The 18,200-nt window shown below is 65.9% G+C and carries 16 protein-coding genes; 11 read left to right on the top strand and 5 right to left on the bottom strand.

Going from position 1 to position 18,200, the window contains the following annotated elements:
* Position 1: 1 nt before the first annotated feature.
* From FOY53_RS03490 to FOY53_RS03480, 3 genes are all read left to right on the top strand, one after another.
* Positions 2–1,162 (top strand): acyl-CoA dehydrogenase family protein, encoded by a 1,161-nt coding sequence (locus FOY53_RS03490; protein WP_146585775.1) that lies wholly within the window; start codon positions 2–4, stop codon positions 1,160–1,162.
* 147 nt (positions 1,163–1,309) lie between these two features.
* Positions 1,310–3,322, top strand: coding sequence for an acetate--CoA ligase family protein (locus FOY53_RS03485; RefSeq protein WP_342783956.1), 2,013 nt, complete (start codon positions 1,310–1,312; stop codon positions 3,320–3,322).
* Positions 3,319–4,104, top strand: a complete 786-nt coding sequence (locus FOY53_RS03480) for a carnitinyl-CoA dehydratase (protein WP_146585770.1) — start codon at positions 3,319–3,321, stop codon at positions 4,102–4,104. The genes FOY53_RS03485 and FOY53_RS03480 overlap by 4 nt, the downstream gene beginning before the upstream one ends.
* Before the next feature lie 39 nt (positions 4,105–4,143).
* Here the strand turns inward: FOY53_RS03480 and FOY53_RS03475 are convergent, their stop codons facing one another.
* From FOY53_RS03475 to FOY53_RS03460, 4 genes are all read right to left on the bottom strand, one after another.
* The gene (locus tag FOY53_RS03475; RefSeq protein ID WP_146585768.1) at positions 4,144–5,073 is read right to left on the bottom strand and encodes an AEC family transporter; all 930 of its coding nucleotides are present in this window, start codon (positions 5,071–5,073) and stop codon (positions 4,144–4,146) included.
* An 88-nt stretch (positions 5,074–5,161) separates the two neighbouring features.
* On the bottom strand, positions 5,162–5,962 hold the full coding sequence (locus FOY53_RS03470) for an MBL fold metallo-hydrolase (RefSeq protein WP_146585766.1): 801 nt from the start codon (positions 5,960–5,962) through the stop codon (positions 5,162–5,164).
* Positions 5,959–6,762: a TatD family hydrolase gene (locus FOY53_RS03465; protein WP_146585763.1), complete on the bottom strand. Its 804-nt coding sequence runs from the start codon at positions 6,760–6,762 to the stop codon at positions 5,959–5,961. Before FOY53_RS03465 ends, FOY53_RS03470 begins: the two co-directional genes overlap by 4 nt.
* Positions 6,763–6,935: 173 nt before the next feature.
* Positions 6,936–8,141: an amidohydrolase family protein gene (locus tag FOY53_RS03460; RefSeq protein WP_146585761.1), complete on the bottom strand. Its 1,206-nt coding sequence runs from the start codon at positions 8,139–8,141 to the stop codon at positions 6,936–6,938.
* A 157-nt stretch (positions 8,142–8,298) separates the two neighbouring features.
* Here FOY53_RS03460 and FOY53_RS03455 point away from each other — a divergent pair, with 157 nt between their 5' ends.
* The 7 genes from FOY53_RS03455 (at position 8,299) to FOY53_RS03425 (ending at position 16,339) form a co-directional block, all read left to right on the top strand.
* Positions 8,299–9,105 carry a ferredoxin--NADP reductase gene (locus tag FOY53_RS03455; protein WP_146585759.1) on the top strand — a complete coding sequence of 269 codons (807 nt, stop codon included), beginning with the start codon at positions 8,299–8,301 and terminating at the stop codon, positions 9,103–9,105.
* A gap of 156 nt (positions 9,106–9,261) precedes the next feature.
* The gene (locus tag FOY53_RS03450; RefSeq protein WP_146585757.1) at positions 9,262–10,107 is read left to right on the top strand and encodes an FAD binding domain-containing protein; all 846 of its coding nucleotides are present in this window, start codon (positions 9,262–9,264) and stop codon (positions 10,105–10,107) included.
* The gene (locus FOY53_RS03445) at positions 10,100–12,844 is read left to right on the top strand and encodes a molybdopterin-dependent oxidoreductase (protein WP_146585755.1); all 2,745 of its coding nucleotides are present in this window, start codon (positions 10,100–10,102) and stop codon (positions 12,842–12,844) included. The genes FOY53_RS03450 and FOY53_RS03445 overlap by 8 nt, the downstream gene beginning before the upstream one ends.
* Positions 12,837–14,333: a 6-hydroxynicotinate reductase gene (locus tag FOY53_RS03440; protein ID WP_146585753.1), complete on the top strand. Its 1,497-nt coding sequence runs from the start codon at positions 12,837–12,839 to the stop codon at positions 14,331–14,333. Before FOY53_RS03445 ends, FOY53_RS03440 begins: the two co-directional genes overlap by 8 nt.
* Positions 14,330–15,181: a UPF0280 family protein gene (locus FOY53_RS03435; protein WP_146585751.1), complete on the top strand. Its 852-nt coding sequence runs from the start codon at positions 14,330–14,332 to the stop codon at positions 15,179–15,181. Before FOY53_RS03440 ends, FOY53_RS03435 begins: the two co-directional genes overlap by 4 nt.
* Positions 15,174–15,758, top strand: coding sequence for an amino acid synthesis family protein (locus FOY53_RS03430; RefSeq protein WP_146585749.1), 585 nt, complete (start codon positions 15,174–15,176; stop codon positions 15,756–15,758). Before FOY53_RS03435 ends, FOY53_RS03430 begins: the two co-directional genes overlap by 8 nt.
* Entirely contained in the window at positions 15,755–16,339 is a 585-nt protein-coding gene (locus FOY53_RS03425) for an amino acid synthesis family protein (RefSeq protein WP_146585747.1), read from the top strand. Before FOY53_RS03430 ends, FOY53_RS03425 begins: the two co-directional genes overlap by 4 nt.
* Before the next feature lie 99 nt (positions 16,340–16,438).
* On the opposite strand, the gene FOY53_RS03420 is transcribed toward FOY53_RS03425, so the two are convergent.
* Positions 16,439–16,876, bottom strand: coding sequence for a MarR family winged helix-turn-helix transcriptional regulator (locus FOY53_RS03420; RefSeq protein ID WP_246107267.1), 438 nt, complete (start codon positions 16,874–16,876; stop codon positions 16,439–16,441).
* 247 nt (positions 16,877–17,123) lie between these two features.
* Between FOY53_RS03420 and FOY53_RS03415 the strand changes: the two genes are divergently transcribed.
* A complete protein-coding gene (locus FOY53_RS03415; protein ID WP_146585743.1) occupies positions 17,124–18,191 on the top strand; it encodes an aromatic ring-hydroxylating dioxygenase subunit alpha in 1,068 nt (355 codons plus the stop codon).
* The last annotated feature ends 9 nt before the right edge of the window (positions 18,192–18,200 follow it).

Below are 18,200 nucleotides of genomic sequence, written 5' to 3'. Positions count from 1 at the left end.
CATGCATTTCGGACTGAGTGACGAACAGGAGTTGATTGTCTCGACGGTGCGGGACTTTGTCGAACGCGAGATCTATCCGCACGAAGAGTTGGTCGAGCGTACCGGCGAGGTCCCGGCCGAAATCGCGCACGAGATCAAGCGCAAGGTGTTGAACCTGGGCTTTTATGCCGCGAACTTTCCCGAAGAGGTCGGCGGCGCCGGATTGGGACATGTCGATTTTGCCCTGGTCGAGCGCGAACTGGGGCGCGGGTCGATGGCGCTGACGCATTTCTTTGGCCGTCCTCAGAACATTCTGATGGCCTGCACCGGGGACCAGCGCGAACGCTATTTGCTGCCGGCCGTGCGCGGCGAGAAAATGGATGCGCTGGCCATGACCGAACCAGAGGCCGGGTCGGATGTGCGCGGCATGAAGTGCACAGCGCGGCGTCTGGGGGGCGACTGGGTTCTAAACGGGTCCAAGCACTTTATCTCTGGCGCGGATCATGCTGATTTTTTTATCGTTTTTGTCGCCACAGGTGTGGACGAAACGCCACAGGGACCAAAGAAACGCCTCACCTGCTTTCTGGTTGACCGTGGCCAGCCGGGCTTTGAAGTGCGCGACGGCTATCACAGTGTGAGCCATCGCGGGTACAAGAATTGCATCCTGGATTTCAGTGACTGTCGGCTGGCCGATGCCCAGGTCCTGGGTACGGTCGACGGTGGATTTGCGGTGATGAACGAATGGCTTTATGCCACGCGGATCACCGTGGCGACCATGGCGGTTGGCCGGGCACGGCGGGTGTTCGATCACGCGCTGACCTATGCCGCCGAGCGCAGACAGTTCGGCCAGCCGATTGGAAAGTTCCAGGGGGTGAGCTTTCAAATTGCTGATATGATTACCGAAATTGATGCGGCGGACTGGCTGTCGCTGGCCGCGGCCTGGCGTCTGGATCAGGGCCTTCCTGCCAACCGCGAGATCGCATCGGCCAAGCTCTACGCCAGCGAGATGCTGGCGCGCGTCACCGATGCCACCCTGCAGATTCATGGCGGCGTCGGGCTGATGGCCGACCTGCCGATCGAACGGTTCTGGCGCGATGCCCGGGTCGAGCGGATCTGGGACGGAACCAGCGAGATCCAGCGCCACATCATCAGCCGGGAACTGCTGCGCCCGCTTGGTGCCTGAGCGCACCATATTGGGGTCTTGCGTCGGGCAGATTTTCGGGCCTTGATGCGCGTCGGGGTGTAACCCCTTGCTTCACTTTGTCTATTATTCATGCGCTCGGGTTCGAAGCGCGTATTTCAGGCCTGTACACCCGCAATGACCCAACCCTTGACCCGCCTGCTAAAGCCCCGTTCCATCGCTGTGATCGGCGGCGGCGCCTGGTGTGAAGCCGTGATCGAGGGGCTGCGGCGCATGGGCTATGTCTGGGACGTCTGGCCGGTGCATCCCAGGGCAGCTCAGGTGGCGGGGGTCCGGGCCTATACCCGGGTCGAAGATCTGCCGCGGGCACCGGATGCCGCTTTCGTCGGTGTCAACCGGATGGCAACGATCGACGTCGTCCGCGCTCTGGCCGCGATGCAGGCGGGCGGGGCCGTGTGCTTTGCTTCCGGTTTTTCCGAGACCGGCGATGGCAGGATGCTGAACGCCGGCCTGTTGTCCGCAGCCGGAGAGATGCCGGTGATCGGTCCCAATTGCTACGGGTTCATCAATGCGCTGGACCGGGCGGCGCTCTGGCCCGATATCCACGGTCTGACCCACGTGACACGTGGCGTGGCCATCCTGACCCAAAGCTCGAACATCGCGCTGAACCTGACCATGCAGTCGCGCGGCCTGCCGATCGGCTATGTTGCGACGGCCGGCAACCAGGCGCAGACCGGTCTGGCCGCGATCGGTGCGGCCCTGCTGGCGGACGAGCGGGTCACGGCGCTGGGTCTGCATGTCGAAGGCTTCGGCGACCTCGACGCGTTGCAGGCGCTGGCCCGTCAGGCACAGCGCCTGGGCAAGCCTGTGGTGGTGCTCAAGACCGGACGCTCCGAGGCGGCGCAGGTCGCGGCAGTGTCCCACACGGCGTCTCTAGCGGGCAGCGACGCCGGAGCAGAGGCGCTGATCGCGCGGTTGGGCATGGTACGGGTCAGCTCGCTCGAGGCGCTGATCGAAACCTTGAAGCTGTTGCATTTCACCGGACCCCTGCCGGTCAACCAGATTGCCTGCATGTCCTGTTCGGGCGGCGAAGCCAGCCTGGTGGCGGATGCCGCCGCACAACAGGGGCTGGTGTTCGCCCCGCTGAGCGAAGTGCAGCGCGACCGGCTCGGGGCATTGCTGGGGCCGATGGTGCATCTGTCCAATCCGCTGGATTATCACACGTTCATCTGGGGCGAGACCGAAAAGATGGCCGAGGTGTTCGCCGACATGATGCGCGGCTCGGCGGTGCTCAGTCTGCTGGTGGCGGATTTCCCGCGCGAAGATCGCTGCCCGGCGCCATCCTGGGACCAGTTGGTCGCGGCGGCGGCGCAGGCCCGCGAACAGGTGGGCATGCCGCTGGCGGTGATCTCGTCAATTCCGGACACGATGTCAGAGGCGCGGGCGCAGTCCCTGATCAAGCTGGGGCTGATCCCGCTGTGCGGTCTTGAGGCCGGACTGGAAGCCGTGCGCGCGGCGGTGACCCTGGGCGCGGTCTGGCCCCGCCCGGCGCCGCTGTTCCTGCCTGTGGATCAGGCGGACCTGCGGTTGCTGGACGAGGGCGAGGCCAAGGCGGCACTGGGCGCAGAGGGGCTGGACCTGCCGGTGAGCCACCGGGTGCGGGACGCTGAAGCAGCGGCGCGCGCGGCCGGGAACATGGGCAGGGTGGTGCTAAAGGCGCTGGGGATGGCACACAAGAGCGGACAGGGAGGCGTGGTCCTGGGGCTGGAGGGTGCGCAGGCGGTGCAGGAGGCCGCGCAGGCGATGGCGGCGCCGGGGTATCTGGTCGAGGAACAGATCGCGGACGGGGTGGAACTGCTGATCGGTGTGCTGGCCGACCCGGCACATGGCTATGTGCTGACGCTGGGCGCCGGGGGCGTTCTGACCGAACTTTGGGCCGACACCGTGTCACGGCTGCTGCCGGTGGATGCCGACGACATCCGCTCGGCGCTGAACTGCCTGCGCATCGCGCCGCGGCTGGCGGGCTACCGCGGCGGCGCGGCGGTCGACATCGAAGCGGTTGTCGCGGCGGTGCTGGCGGTGCAGTCTTATGTGATTGCGGCACAGGGCCAGGTTGCCGAAGTCGAGATCAACCCGCTGATCGCCTTGCCGGACCGGGCCGTGGCGGTGGATGCGCTGATCCGCAGAGGAGAGGGACGATGAGCGATACACCTGTCAGACAGCAGCGCCGCGGCGCCGTGCTCGAAGTCACGCTCGACCGTCCCAAGGCCAATGCCATCGACCTTGCGACCAGCGTGATCATGGGCGAGGTGTTCCGCGATTTTCGCGATGACCCGGATCTGCGGGTGGCGATTGTCACCGGCGCGGGTGAGAAATTCTTTTGCCCCGGCTGGGATCTGAAGGCTGCTGCCGACGGTGACGCGGTGGACGGCGACTATGGTGTCGGCGGCTTCGGCGGCCTGCAGGAACTGCGCGGTCTGGGCAAGCCGGTCATCGCGGCGGTGAACGGAATCTGTTGTGGCGGCGGTCTGGAACTGGCGCTGTCGGCGGATATCATCCTGGCGGCGGATCACGCGACCTTTGCCCTGCCCGAAATTCGCTCGGGCACCGTGGCGGATGCGGCGAGCATCCGTCTGCCAAAGCGCATTCCCTATCACATCGCGATGGAGATGCTGTTGACCGGGCGCTGGATCGACGCCGAAGAGGCGGCGCGCTGGGGGCTGGTGAACCATGTGCACCCGGCAGCCGACCTGATGGCGCGCGCCCGCGCAATGGCCGATCTTCTGGCCTCGGGGCCGCCGCTGGTTTACGCGGCGATCAAGGAAATCGTGCGCGAGGCCGAGGACATGACCTTTCAGGACGCACTGAACCGGATCACCAAACGGCAGTTTCCGACCGTCGATGCGCTGTATGCCTCGCAGGACCAGAAGGAAGGCGCGCGGGCCTTTGCCGAAAAGCGCAACCCGGTGTGGCGGGGCAGATAACGGCCCCCGGCGGACGGCTCCGGCCGTGACCCGGTGGCGTCATGGCAGGATCGCCAGCCAGACCCAGACCGTGCCCAGCGACAGGGCGGTCGCAAGCAGGAGCGACGAGGCGGCCACCCGCTTGGCCCGGCCGTACATGTTGGCAAAGACATAGGCATTGATTCCGGGGGCCACCGCCGCGGTGATCACCGCCGAGCGGAAGGCGTCGCGTGGCAATTCAAAGTATGTGCCCAGGCTCCAGGTGATTGTCGGGTGCAGGATCAGGCTGACCGCGCAGATAAAGCTGATCACCCGCAAATCGCCTTCGGGGCGGTAGCGGCACAGCACCCCGCCCATGGCGAAGAGTGCGACCGGCAGGGCGCTGCGGATCATCATGTCCAGCGCGCCGGTGACCGGATCGGGCAGGGTCAGCCCAGCCAGGTTGAACACCAGGCCCAGGGCGATGCCGATGACCAGCGCATTGCGGAACATGGCCTTCAGCACCTTGAACGGCAGCTGGCCGGGGCTGGACCCACGGGCGCGGGCGATTTCCATCGCGGTGATGCCGATGCCGTAACAGAAGGGCGAATGCATGGCGACGATCGCATAGTTGGCCGCCAGACTGTCGCTGCCGTAGGCGCGTTCGGTGATCGGGAGACCCAGCATCAGCGAATTGGCGAACAGGCAGCAGAAGCCGATGGCGACGGCATCCTCCCAATCCCGCTTGAACCCGAACCGCGCCACCAGCAATCCGAGCACGAAACCGGTGACCGATCCGCTGTAAAAGCTGATCAGCAGGTAGGGATCGAAGTTATGGCCAAGGTCCAGCGTCCAGATGGCGCGGAACAGCAGGCATGGCATGGCAAAGCTCTGGGCAAAACTCATCAAGCCGTCGATGCCGCTTTCCGGGATCAACCTGCGCCACCCCGCGACATAACCGAAGCCGATGACCAGAAAGACCGGGAGAACGACGTCAAGGAGCGCTTGCATGGTGGCGGTATCCGGAATTGTCGGCGCGGCACCTCTGGCGCGGGCCGGAACGGGAGTATTTATGAAAGAGAAGAAGCCTGGATCAATGTCAGTCGGGCGCGCGGATCACCATGCCGTCAAAGGCCGGTGTGATGTGGTCTGGGGTTTCGGCGTCAAGCGTCGCATGATCGAGGTCGATATGCATGTTGGTGAGCACGGCGCGTCTGGGCTGTGCGCGTGCGATCCAGTCCAGCGACTGCGCGAGGTGGGCATGGGTGGGATGCGGCGTGCGGCGCAGCGCATCGAGAATCCAGCAGTCCAGGCCCTGCAAATGCGGCCAGACATCGTCGGGGATCTCTTTGACATCGGGCAGATAGGCGATATCCGCGATCCGGAAGCCCAGGGCATCGATGCTGCCGTGGTTGACAGCAAAGGGTGTCAGCGAGATGTCGCCGCCGCGCCCGCCGATGGTGAACGGACCGTCGATGTCGTGCATGTCGAGGATCGGCGGATAGGTGCTGCCCTCGGGCTGGACAAAGGCATAGCCGAAACGCTCGAGCAGGCTGGCCTTGGTCGGGGCGTCGGCCCAGACCGGCAGGCGGGCGCGCATGTTGAACACGATCATCCGCAGGTCGTCGATGCCGTGCACATGGTCGGCATGGGCATGGGTGTACACCACCGCGTCCAGCGCGCCGATGTTTTTGCCCAGCAATTGGGCGCGCAGGTCGGGTGAGGTGTCGATCAGCACCCGGGTGATGCCGTCCGTGGTCTCGCGTTCGACCAGAACCGAGCATCGCAGCCGGGTGTTCCTGGGGTTTTCCGGGTCGCAGTCGCCCCAGTGGCCGCCCAGGCGCGGCACGCCGCCGGACGAGCCGCAGCCGAGGATGGTGAGACGCAGTTCGGCTGTCATGAGTCGGCCCTGCAGGCGACAACCTTGGGAAACAGCCGTTCAAAGTTCGCCTCTGTCTGCGCCGCGAAACCGGCGTAGTCGAGGCCGAAGATCTCTGCCCCGCGCCGGGCGGTATGGGCGGTATAGGCCGGTTCGTTGCGCCGCCCGCGATGCGGGGGGGGCGCCAGATAGGGGCTGTCGGTTTCCACCAGGATCCGATCGAGCGGGGCGGCGGCGAAGATGTCGCGCAGGTCCTGGCTCTTGGGAAAGGCGGCGATGCCGGACATCGACAGGTAGAACCCCAGATCCAGCGCGGCCCGTGCCAGGTCGGCCGAGGACGAAAAACAGTGCATCACACAGGAATATGGCCTGGTGCGGAAGCCATCGGTCAGGATCCGCGCCATGTCGTCATCGGCCGCGCGGGCATGGATGATCAGCGGCAGGCCGGTTTCCTGTGCGGCCTGGATGTGGATCCTCAGGCTTTGTTTCTGCACCTCGGCGCTGTCGGCGGTGTAATGGTAATCCAGCCCGGTTTCGCCGATGGCCACAAACTTGGGGTGCCGTGCCAGCGCGACCAGTTCCGCCACCGTGGCCATCGGCTCCTCGGCGGCGCTCATCGGGTGGGTGCCCGCTGCATAGAACACCTCGGGGTGCGCCTCGGCCAGGGCGCGGACCTGGGGTTCGTTGCGCAGGCGGGTGCAGATCGTCACCATGCGGTGCACCCCGGCCCGGGCTGCGCGGGCGATGATTTCGTCGTGCTGGCCGTCGAAATCGGGGAAATCGAGATGACAGTGGCTGTCTGTGATGTTTGGTTCGGTCATGCCGTGACGGTTCCTTGGCCTGATGCCTGCGGTATCTAGGATGCAGGCGGGAGGGTCAAGACAAGGGGCCTGCCGGTGGCGCGCTGCGGCGCAAAATGCCGCGACGCGATGCCATTGGCAATTTCGCAGGCGGCGGCGGCGGCAATTGCCGCGCCTTTGCCGCCGCCGCCGCCCTAATGGCCGCCCGCACCATTGGCCAGGCTGCCTTTGAGCAGCTCCGGCAGGCGTGTGGCGGGCGGCGTGTTGCGCGAGCGTCCGGAACGCGGAACGCCGTCGATGACGGTCATGCCGACGCCGGGCAGGTTGCCAAGCTGCACCGATTCCAGCAGCGATTTCCCCGGCGCGTGCTGGGCCTGATCCATCAGCACAAAATCCGCCGCCTTGCCGACCTCGATGATTCCGGTGTCCAGTTCCCGCCGCCGCGAAGTGTTGCCGGTGCCAAAGCAGAACGCCGTCTCGGCCGGGACATTGCCAAAGGCCGAGAGCATCGCGATCATCCGCAGGATGCCCAGCGGCTGCACACCCGAACCTGCAGGCCCGTCGGTGCCCAGAATGATCTGGTCTAGCTTGTCGAGTTCGCGCGCGGTGTTCAGGGTCAGCACCGCCGCCCGTTCGTTGCCGTTGTGCACGATCTCGAGCGCGGCGGTGCAGTTTTCGCACAGGCAGATGATCTGGTCGTCGGGCAGGGCGGAATGGCCGCCGTTGATGTGGCCGACGACGTCGGTCCCGGTTTCCAGCACCATGTCGGCGTCAATCAGCCCCGAGCCGGGGATCGACGGGCCACCGGTGTGAATGGTCGACTGGATGCCGTATTTGCGGGCCCAGTCCACCATCTGGCGCGCGGTCTTGCCGTCCTTGACCGAGCCGAGCCCGACCTCGCCCATCAGGGTCACGCCCGCCTCGGCCAGTTCCTTGAAATCGTGCTCTTCCATGCCGTGTTCGATCACCGGCGCGCCCGCCCGCACCTTGACCCCCGAGGGGCGGAAATTCTCGTACCAGCGCTGCGAGGCGATCGCCATCGCCTTTAGCCCGACAATGTCCTTTGGACGGCCCGGCATATGCACTTCGCCCGCTGAAATCAGCGTGGTGACGCCGCCGTGCAGGGTGGAATCGATCCAGTGCAGCTGTTGCTGACGCGGGGTGTAATCGCCGACCACCGGGTGGATGTGGCTGTCGATCAGCCCGGGGCACAGCGTCACGCCATGGGCGTCGATCTCGTAGGTGGCACCGGAGGTGTCCAGATCCGCCTCCTTGCCCCAGGCGCTGATCCTGCCGTCCAGCGCGATCAGGCAGTCGGCGTCCAGCACTGGGTCTTCGATACGGCCCGACAACAGCAGGCCGATGTTGCGGATGACCAGTTTGGCCGGCGTGTCAGTCATGGCGGGGATCCTTTTGCGAAGATGCGGGATAAAGCGGCAATTTCATTTGAACGCTAACGGAAAATGCGCCCCGGTCAAGAACCAAGCGGCGAAACGCTTGACAGAAAAGTTGTATGTGTACTAACAAATATGACGAAAGATGAAACAGGAGGCAGACATGACGCTTGATACCGCGCCGCAAACCGGTTTTCCCATCCCCGCAGGCGTCTTTGCCGAAACGGTCACCGAAGTGCAGCACTACACCGATTCTCTGTTCCGGTTCCGGATCACCCGCCCGGCGGCGTTCCGCTTCAGGTCCGGCGAGTTCGTGATGATCGGCCTGCCCAACGCCGAAAAGCCGGTGTTCCGGGCCTATTCCATCGCTTCGCCGTCCTGGGACGAAGAGATCGAATTCTATTCGATCAAGGTGGCGGGCGGGCCACTGACCGAGCATCTGCAGAAAATCCAGGTCGGCGACACGGTGCTGATGCGGCGCAAGCCGACCGGCACATTGGTCAACGACGCGCTGCTGCCGGGAAAACGGCTGTGGATGTTCGCCACCGGCACCGGCATCGCGCCGTTTGCCAGCATCATCCGCGACCCTGAAACCTATGAGAAGTTCGACCAGCTGATCCTGTGCCACACCTGCCGCACCGCGGGCGAGCTGACCTATGGCCGCGACCTTGTCACCGCGCTCAAGGCGGATCCTCTGGTTGGCGAGATGGCTGGGAACCTGACGCTTTACGACACGCTCACCCGCGAAGACTGGCCGCGCACCGGTCGGCAGACTGACCTGATGGCCAGTGGCAAGATCTTTGCCGATCTGGGGGTGCCGACAATCAATCCCGACGACGACCGCGGCATGATCTGCGGCTCGATCGCGATGCTGCACGACACCAGGGCCGCGCTGGAAGGGTTTGGCCTCGAAGAGGGCGCCAACAACAGACCCGCCACCTTTGTGGTCGAAAAGGCGTTTGTGGACTAGGCGCATGTGGGCGGAAATTGCAGTGCTGAACGGAAATCGTTTGACAGGGCGGCCTGCGGGATTTCTTATTCGTATGCGAACAAAAATTCGGAGCGGATGCCGCTGGTTTGCAGGCATCGGGTTCCGGTTCGTCTTTCGCTGAGTTCAGGAGGCGTCATGAGCTACCTCATTCCCACCACGCTGGAGGACGCGCTGGACGCGCTGTCCGGTCCGGTGCCGGTTGCCGTCATTGCCGGGGGCACCGACTGGTTTCCGGCGCAGGGCGAACGGGCATATGGCGGCACGCTGCTGGATGTCACCCGCGTGGCAGGGCTGCGGGGCATAACCCCACATCATGACGGCTGGCGGATCGGTGCTGCAACCACCTGGAGCGATGTCCTGCACGCCGATCTGCCGCGTGCCTTTGACGGGCTCAAACAGGCCGCGCGCGAGGTCGGTTCGGTTCAAATCCAGAATGCGGGCACGGTCGCGGGCAACCTCTGCAACGCGTCACCTGCCGCCGACGGGGTGCCGCCGCTGCTGTGTCTGGACACCGAGGTCGAGCTGAGCAGCCTCCGTGGCGTGCGCCGAGTCGCGCTGGGCGCATTCATTGCCGGCGTCCGCCAGACCCTGCGCGCGCCGGATGAGCTGGTGACGGCGCTGTACATCCCGCCGCTGCCTGCGGGGGCGCGCGGCGGCTTCACCAAGATCGGCGGCCGCAAGTATCTTGTGATCTCGGTGGCGATGGTGGGCGCGGTTCTGGAGCTGTCATCGGGCCGGATCGCGTCGGCGCGTGTTGCGGTGGGGGCGGCCTCGCCGGTGGCGCAGCGTCTGGAGGTGCTGGAACAGGCGCTGGTCGGCGCCGATCTTGCCGGCGCGCTGGACCAGGTGACACCTGCGCGGCTGAGCACCCTGTCGCCGATCTCGGATGTCCGGGGCTCGGCGGAATATCGCGGCGAAGCGGTCGCAGAGGCGATCCGCCGTACCCTGAAGCTGATCATGGAGGGTCCGTCCCATGGATAAGGTCGCAACGTCCCAGGTCACAGGTTTTACCCTGAACAATGCCCCGGTGCAGGTCGCGGCGCGCCCGGGTGAGCGGCTGTCGCAGGCCCTGCGTGAACGGCTGGGGGCCAGGGACGTCAAGATCGGCTGCAACGCCGGCGATTGCGGCGCCTGCACGGTGCTGGTGGATGGCGCGCCGGTCTGTGCCTGCCTGATGCCGGTTCAGCAGGCGGCGGGCCGCAGGGTCGAGACTCTGGCCGGTCTGGCCCAGGGCGACCCGGATGCGCTGCGGCTCAAGGAAAGCTTTCAGCACCACCAGGCGGCGCAATGCGGCATCTGCACGCCGGGGATGATGGTCTCTGCCGTCGCCTTGCTGCGCGCCGAACCGCAGCCCGACGTGGCTCAGGTGCAGGATGCGTTGGGTGGCGTGCTGTGCCGCTGCACCGGATACCGCAAGATCATCGATGCGGTGGTCGGTGCCCATGCCGCCGACACGCTGCAGGAGGCGGCACAGGAACTGGGCGCGCCGGCACGGCGGTTCGACGGCAAGGCCAAGGTCGAGGGTCGCGATCTGTTCGGTGACGATGTGGCACCCGAGGGCGCGCTGGTCGCAAGGGTGATCCGCTCTCCCTATCCGCATGCGCGGTTTTCGTTCGGGGATCTCTCGGCCTTTGCGGCGCGCGCCGGCGTCGAAGCGGTGCTGACAGCGGCGGACGTCAAGGGGCTCAATGCCTATGGCGTGATCCCGGGCTTCATCGACCAGCCGGTGTTCGCGGTCGACACCGTGCTGTTCCGCGGCGAGGCGGTGGCCTGTGTCGTCGGTGACGCCGAGACGATGCTGGCGCTGGATCCCGCCGATTTCCCGGTGAGCTGGGAGCCGCTGGATGCGCTGATGACGGTGCCGCAAGCGCTGGCCGAAGGCGCGCCGCTGCTGCATTCCGACCGGCCCGGCAACATCATGTGCGGCGGCTTTGTCGCCTGCGGCGATGCCGAGGCGGCGCTGGCGGCGGCGGATGTGGTGGTCGATGGCTTTTATGAAACCAGCTTTGTCGAACATGCCTATATTGAACCCGAAGCCGGCTGGGCCGAGGTGGTCGAGGGCCGTGTCGTGGTGCAGGCCTGTACCCAGGCCACCGGCATGGACCGCGAGACGCTGGCGCAGGTGCTGGGCATAGACCGCGCCGATATCCGCATCCTGCCAACGGCGGTGGGCGGGGGGTTCGGGTCCAAGATCGACGTGTCGGTGCAGCCCTTTCTGGCGCTGGCGGCGCTCAGGACCGGCCGGGCGGTGCGCATGTGTTACACCCGCGTCGAATCGATGCAGTCGACGACCAAACGGCATCCGGCGCGGATCGACATCCGGGTCGGCGCAAAGGCCGACGGCACCCTTGCCGGGCTGAGCTTTCATGGCGATTTCAACACCGGATCCTACGCCAGCTGGGGTCCGACGGTTGCCAACCGCGTTCCGGTACATGCCTCGGGGCCGTATTTCATCCGCGACTACCGGGCACAAAGCCGGGCGGTGCACACCCATTGCCCGCCTTCGGGCGCGTTTCGGGGCTTTGGCGTGCCGCAGTCGGCCATCGCCCAGGAGACCGCCTTTGATGTGCTGGCTGACAGACTGGGGATGGACCCGCTGGAGTTCCGGCTGAAAAATGCCCTGCGCGACGGCCAGCCCACGGTGTGCGGGCAGGTGTTCGAACAGGGTGTCGGCATCCATGCCTGCCTTGAGGCGCTGAAACCGGCTTATCAGGCGGCAAAACGCGCCTGCGCGGTGTTCAACGCGGAAAACGACGGGGTCAGACGCGGCGTCGGCGTGGCCGGAGGCTGGTATGGCTGCGGCAACACCTCGCTTCCCAACCCCTCGACTTTCAAGGCGGGACTGCGCCCCGACGGCACCCTGGTGTTGCATCAGGGCGCGATGGACATCGGGCAGGGCAGCAATACGGTGATCGTGCAGATCTTTGCCCGGGCCTTTGGCGTCCCGGTGGCGGATGTCACCGTGCTGGGGGCCGACACCGACATCACCCCGGATGCGGGCAAGACGTCGGCCTCGCGGCAGACCTTTGTTTCCGGCAATGCCGCGCGCCTGACGGGCGAGGCGTTGCGGGCCCATGTCTTGCAACTGGCCAACGCGTCCGACGGCGCCGAGATCATACTCAACGATGGCCACCTGCATGTGCGCGACGCCGACCGGGTGCAGCATGTCGATCTGTCCCGGCTGGAAGCGGACCCCGAGGGCTATGCGCTGAAGGCGGTCAAGACCTATGACCCCCCGGTCGCACCGATGGACGGGAACGGGCAAGGCGTCCCCTATGCCCAGTTCGGCTATGCCGCGCATCTGTGTGTGGCCGAGATCGACCTGAAGCTGGGACAGGTGACGCCGGTCAGCTTTACCGCCGCGCATGACGTCGGGCGGGCGATAAATCCGCTGCTGGTCGAAGGCCAGGTGCAGGGCGGCATCGCCCAGGGGCTGGGCATGGCGCTGATGGAAGAGTTCATTCCAGGCCGCACCGAGAACCTGCACGACTATCTGATCCCGACCATCGGCGATGTCCCCCCGATCGAGACGCTGATCCTCGAGATCGAGGATGCGCATGGCCCCTATGGCGCCAAGGGGCTGGGCGAGCATGTGCTGATCCCGACGGCCCCGGCGATCTTCAATGCAGTCTACAACGCGACCGGTGTGCGCCTGATGCACGCGCCTGCCACGCCCGCCCGCGTCCGCGCGGCCCTGAAGGAGGCTGGATATGCCTGATGACCTGAAACCCGCGGACGCGGTGCCTGCAGAAAAGATCCGTTGCGATGCCTGCCCGGTGATGTGCTACATCGCCGAAGGCAAGTCCGGCGCCTGCGACCGCTACGCCAACCACGCGGGCGAACTTTTACGGCTTGATCCGCTGACGGTGATCCAGTCGGGCGCGCAGGCAGTGGCCTTTCTGGACCAGGGCGAAAACGCCCAGGACTGGGATGGCGATGTGATTCAGGGCAGCCGCACGTTTGTGACCGCTGTGGGGGCGGGCACCACCTATCCCGACTACAAACCGGCGCCGTTCATCGTCAGCCAGGAGGTCGAAGGCGTCGACATGGTCACGGTGGTGACCGAGGGCATCTTTTCCTACTGCGGCGTCAAGGTAAAGCTGGATACCGACCGGCACATCGGTGAGGAACGCGCCATTGTCCGGGTCGACGGCGAGGCCATCGGCCACGTGATGACCTCGGAATACGGCTCCAAGATGCTGTCGCTGGGCGGTGTTGAACACCTGACCGGCGGCTCCAAGAAAGAGGGCCGCGTGACCTGCGACGCCCTGTTGCGCCTGTGCAACCGCGCCGCGGTGGAAATGAGTGTCGACGACGGCGTGACCATGGTGGTGCAGGCGGGCCATGCGCCGGTCATCAACGGTGTCACCGAGAAACTGATGCGGGTCGGCTGCGGCTCGGCCACCATCGGCATGTTTGCCAAGCAGTGGCACGGCCATGTCGACGAGGTGGTGGTGGTCGATGACCACATCACCGGCATTCTGAGCGAGCACGAGGCCGGCAGGGGGCTCGACATGACACCGTCGGGCATACGGGTGAACGGGCGACGCTCGACCCCGGGGCGGTACTTTCAGGTGGCCGATCCCGGCACCGGCTGGGGCGGCACCGATGTTCAGGACCCTCTGAGCATCCTCAAGCCCGCCGATGCCAAAAAGGCCTGGCCGGGGCTGCGGCTGCTGATGATTTCGACAACCGGCGAGCAATGGGCCTATTATGTCCTGGACGACGCGCTTGTCCCGCAACCGGCCGAGATCACGCCGCCGCTGCTGGCCGTGGCCGAACGGATCGCGGAAAACTGCGAACCCTCGCTGTGTTCGGTGCTGTTCATGGGCGGCGCGGGCGGCTCGCTGCGCGCGGGGGTGACGGAAAACCCGGTGCGGCTGACCCGCTCGGTCAAGGATGCGCTGACCTACGTGTCCTGCGGCGGCGCCGAGGCCTATGTCTGGCCCGGCGGCGGCATCACGGTGATGGTGGATGTGATGGACATGCCGACCAATTCCTTTGGCTATGTGCCGACGCCGGCGCTGGTGGCGCCGATCGAGTTCACCCTGCGGCGCGAGGACTACGGCGCGCTGGGCGGGCACGTGAACCACATCCAGCCGGTCGAGACGGTGATCCGCAAGGACAACCGGCGCGTGGCGCCGAACGCGTCGCAACCCGATCCGCAGGACAGCCGCAATTACCGCTGGACCAGGGGCAAGCCGTGAGCGGCCCGGTCGCCGCGCTCTTGTCCGGGAACCGTCTGCATCTGCAGCACGGTCCCATTGATCTGGTGATCGGCGCGGACGGTGACCGGGACGCGGCCTTTGCTGCCGCTCGTGCGCGTTTCGCCACGGTGCTGGACGAACTGGTGACCGAACTCGCCCTGCTGCGGCGGCCGGTCGGCGCGGTGCCGCAGGGGGCGATAGCCCGCTGCATGCAGGACGCGGTTGCGCCCCATGCCGACGGCATCGTGACCCCGATGGCGGCGGTCGCCGGATCGGTGGCCGAGGCGGTGCTGGCGGCGATGGTCGCCGCGACGCCGCTGCGCCGGGCCTATGTCAACAACGGCGGCGACATAGCTTTGCACCTGACCGGGGACGAGACCTTCCGCCTGGCGGTCGCCGCACCCGACAGCACCGACCTCGGCCGGGTGGACATCTCGGCGCGTGACCGCGTGCGCGGCATCGCCACCAGCGGGCAGGGCGGACGCAGCCTGTCGCTGGGCATCGCCGATGCGGTCACGGTGCTGGCGGCCACCGCGGCGCAGGCGGATGTCGCCGCAACCCTGATCGGCAACGCGGTCGACCTGCCGGGCCATGCGGCGATCCGGCGCGCCCCGGCCCGCGAAGTGCAACCCGATTCGGACCTGTGCGACCATCCGGTGGTGGTCCGCATCGGCCCCCTGGGCTGCGCGGACATCGAGGCCGCGCTGGACCGGGGGCTGGCCATGGCGCAGAACATGGCGGCGCGGGGCCTGATCCAGGGCGCCGCGCTGTTTCTGAGGGGCGGCGTCCGGACGACCGGACTGCCGGGGACCGACATTTCACAAGGAAAGATCCTGACACATGCATGACGTCGAGATTCGCAAGATTGTCACCTCTGTCGAAGAGGTGTTCCACGAAGGCGGGCCGCGCGCCAACACGCCGCAGAGACGCGGCGCGATCTTCGCGGTGATCAAGAACCCCTTTGCCGGGACCTATGTCGAAGACATCCAGGGCTTCATGGAGGATCTCAAGCCGCTGGGGCTGGATCTGGCGCAGCGTCTGCTGGCGGCGCTGGGGGGCGACGCCAAGCTGATCGAGGGCTACGGCAAGGGCGCCATCGTCGGCGCCGCCGGTGAGCTGGAACATGGCGCGCTCTGGCATGCGCCGGGGGGCTATGCCATGCGCGAGGTGCTGGGGGGCTCCAAGGCGATCGTGCCGTCAACAAAGAAGGTCGGTGGCGTCGGCGCCCGGCTGGATGTGCCGGTCACCCATCTGGATGCCTCCTATGTGCGCAGTCATTTCGATTCCATCGAAGTCGGCTGCAATGACAGCCCACGCGCGAACGAGCTGCTGTTTGTGCTGGTGATGACCACCGGCGCGCGGGTGCACAACCGGGCAGGCGGGCTGGCCGCCGCCGACATCAAGGGCGAGGACGGATTGAGATGAGCGCGGACATTCGCAAACTGGCGGTCTGGGTCGAGGAAACCCACCGCGAAATCGGCAGGGCGATCACGCCACCCACCCGCAAGGCGGTGGCGGTGGCGGTGATCCGGAACCCTTTTGCCGGGGTCTATGCCGAGGATCTGAGCGATCTGATGGACATTGGTGCCGAACTGGGGGGGCTGCTGGGCGACAGATGTGTTGCCGCGCTTGGCATCACCCCGGCGCAGGCCGAGAGCTACGGCAAGGCGGCAATGGTGGGCGAGAACGGCGAGCTGGAACATGCCGCCGCGGTCCTGCATCCCAAGCTGGGCGCGCCCCTGCGCCGCGCGGTGGAAAAGGGCGCGGCCCTGGTGCCGTCATCCAAGAAGATGGGCGGCCCGGGGCAGGTGCTGGACGTGCCGCTGGGCCACAAGGATGCCGCCTATGTCCGCTCGCATTTCGACGGGATCGAGGTACGGCTGAACGATGCGCCCCGCGCCAACGAGATTCTGGTGGCGGTCGCCGTCACCGATTCCGGGCGGCCCTTGCCGCGGGTCGGCGGGCTGTCACATTCGGATGCCGTGGGCGAGGACGGTCTGCGCTAGGGCAGGCGACAGGCGGTGCAGGGGGGCACCGCCCCCGTCCCGCGGACTTCCCCCGGAATATTCGCAGCCCGGAGATGACGGGACGAAAGCGGGCTGGGCTCAGAGCTTGTCGAGCAGATCCAGCAGCCGGTCGACTTCGCGGGCGGTCAGGTTGGTGACGGTTTCCTGCGAGATGCGCCGCGCGGTGATCACCGCCTGATCGGCAAAGGCACGGCCCTCTTCGGTGAGCGAAATGTCCAGGCGGCGCAGGTCGGTCTGCGACGGCGCGCTTTGCAGCAGGCCCTTTTTGCGCAGCCGGTCGACGACCCCCTTGGTGGTTGCCGCGTCCATGCCGACCAGCCGTCCAAGCTGGTTCTGGCTGATCGTGCCTTCGTCCCGCAGCTTGGCCATCACGGCGAACTGGGTCGGGGTGACATCCGGCATCAGCCGGGCAAAGACCTCGAGGTGTTTCTGATTTGCCAGCCGCAGCTTGAAGCCGATCTGGGCTTCGAGGCGGTACTCAGGGCCTGCGCTGTCCGAATTCAGGTTTTTTAGCACCGGGTGTGTCCATGTCCTGCGGATCGGTGCGCGCGGAATTGACAGCGGTACCCAACCCATGATGAGCGCCCGGTCATTTGCAAACCGCACGGGAATTGTGCAGCATCTTTCCATGAATTGCACCCGGGGTAAACATGGAGTTTGATGCAATATTTTGTTTGACAACTAACAAGTTTTTGAGGCCACATGGCCTGGTGGCAGGCACCCGACCGATGCGGTGCCGCGAAAAAGCAGGGGAGCCTGGACCATGACCTTCGTGAAAAACGCCTGGTATGTGGCGGGGTGGTCGACGGATTTTGCCGAAAGCCTCGTCGCGCTGACGATCCTCAATCAGAATCTTGTCCTGTTCCGTGACTCGGAAGGCGAGGTCGCGGCGCTCGAGGATCGCTGTCCGCACCGGCAGTTGCCGCTGAGCCGTGGCAAACGGATCGGGGACACGATCCAGTGCGGCTATCACGGGATGACCTTCAACAGCCTGGGCAAATGCGTGCGGGTTCCCGGTCAGGACAACCTGCCGGCTTCGGCCTATGTGGACGCATTTCCGGTGCATGAGGCACATGGCATCGTCTGGGTCTGGATGGGGGATCCGGCGCTGGCGGATGTGTCGAGGATCTTCAGCCTGCCCGAACTGGGCAACCCCGACTGGCACCTGCACCACGGCGACAAGCTGCACATCCGGGCGAACTACCTGAACGTGGCCGAGAACCTTGTCGACCCGGCGCATGTGAGCTTTGTGCATCCCACCACGCTGGGCAATGCCGCGTCCGAGAATGTGCCGGTTCACGTCAAGACCAGTGGCGAGGCGATCGTTGCCTGGCGCTGGATCCGCGATGCGGAACCGATCGGGTTCTTCAAGGCCTTTGGCGGCTTCACCGGCAATGTCGACCGCTGGCATTACTACTATCTGCACCTGCCCAGTACTGCGGTGATCGACTTTGGCAGCGCGGACGCGGGCGCGAAACTGGCCGAAGAAGACCGCAATCAGGGCGTGCGGATCTTTGCTCTGCACTTTGTCACCCCGGTGACCGAAGAGTACACCATCGACCATTGGGCGCATCTGCGCAACACTGCCCAGGGCGATGCCGAGGCTTCGGCCCAGATGGACCGGATGTTCCGCGTGGCCTTTGCCGAGGACAAGGAGATCCTCGAGGCGGTACACGAGGAAGAGCAGCGCCCGCACCGGCGCAAGCCGATCCGCATCGCCATCGACAAGGGGCCGAATGTCTATCGCAAGCGCATCCGCGATCTGGTCGAGGCAGAGGCGACCGAAGACCTGGGCGAGCCGGTGCGCCCGGTGTTCGTCCAGCACGACTGAACTTACCCC

The organism is Puniceibacterium confluentis, assembly GCF_007923445.1.
In the GTDB taxonomy this organism is placed as follows: domain Bacteria; phylum Pseudomonadota; class Alphaproteobacteria; order Rhodobacterales; family Rhodobacteraceae; genus Puniceibacterium; species Puniceibacterium confluentis.
The sequence above is the reverse complement of the archived record's forward strand: the minus strand, read 5'-3'. Positions and strand labels throughout refer to the sequence as shown.

Coding starts and splice junctions, on each gene's coding strand:
- FOY53_RS03465 (WP_146585763.1), bottom strand. CDS start 6,762: ATGACCGAACCAAACATCACAGACAGCCACTGTCATCTCGATTTCCCC.
- FOY53_RS03440 (WP_146585753.1), top strand. CDS start 12,837: ATGCCTGATGACCTGAAACCCGCGGACGCGGTGCCTGCAGAAAAGATC.
- FOY53_RS03445 (WP_146585755.1), top strand. CDS start 10,100: ATGGATAAGGTCGCAACGTCCCAGGTCACAGGTTTTACCCTGAACAAT.
- FOY53_RS03455 (WP_146585759.1), top strand. CDS start 8,299: ATGACGCTTGATACCGCGCCGCAAACCGGTTTTCCCATCCCCGCAGGC.
- FOY53_RS03475 (WP_146585768.1), bottom strand. CDS start 5,073: ATGCAAGCGCTCCTTGACGTCGTTCTCCCGGTCTTTCTGGTCATCGGC.
- FOY53_RS03430 (WP_146585749.1), top strand. CDS start 15,174: ATGCATGACGTCGAGATTCGCAAGATTGTCACCTCTGTCGAAGAGGTG.
- FOY53_RS03490 (WP_146585775.1), top strand. CDS start 2: ATGCATTTCGGACTGAGTGACGAACAGGAGTTGATTGTCTCGACGGTG.
- FOY53_RS03470 (WP_146585766.1), bottom strand. CDS start 5,962: ATGACAGCCGAACTGCGTCTCACCATCCTCGGCTGCGGCTCGTCCGGC.
- FOY53_RS03415 (WP_146585743.1), top strand. CDS start 17,124: ATGACCTTCGTGAAAAACGCCTGGTATGTGGCGGGGTGGTCGACGGAT.
- FOY53_RS03480 (WP_146585770.1), top strand. CDS start 3,319: ATGAGCGATACACCTGTCAGACAGCAGCGCCGCGGCGCCGTGCTCGAA.
- FOY53_RS03460 (WP_146585761.1), bottom strand. CDS start 8,141: ATGACTGACACGCCGGCCAAACTGGTCATCCGCAACATCGGCCTGCTG.
- FOY53_RS03425 (WP_146585747.1), top strand. CDS start 15,755: ATGAGCGCGGACATTCGCAAACTGGCGGTCTGGGTCGAGGAAACCCAC.
- FOY53_RS03450 (WP_146585757.1), top strand. CDS start 9,262: ATGAGCTACCTCATTCCCACCACGCTGGAGGACGCGCTGGACGCGCTG.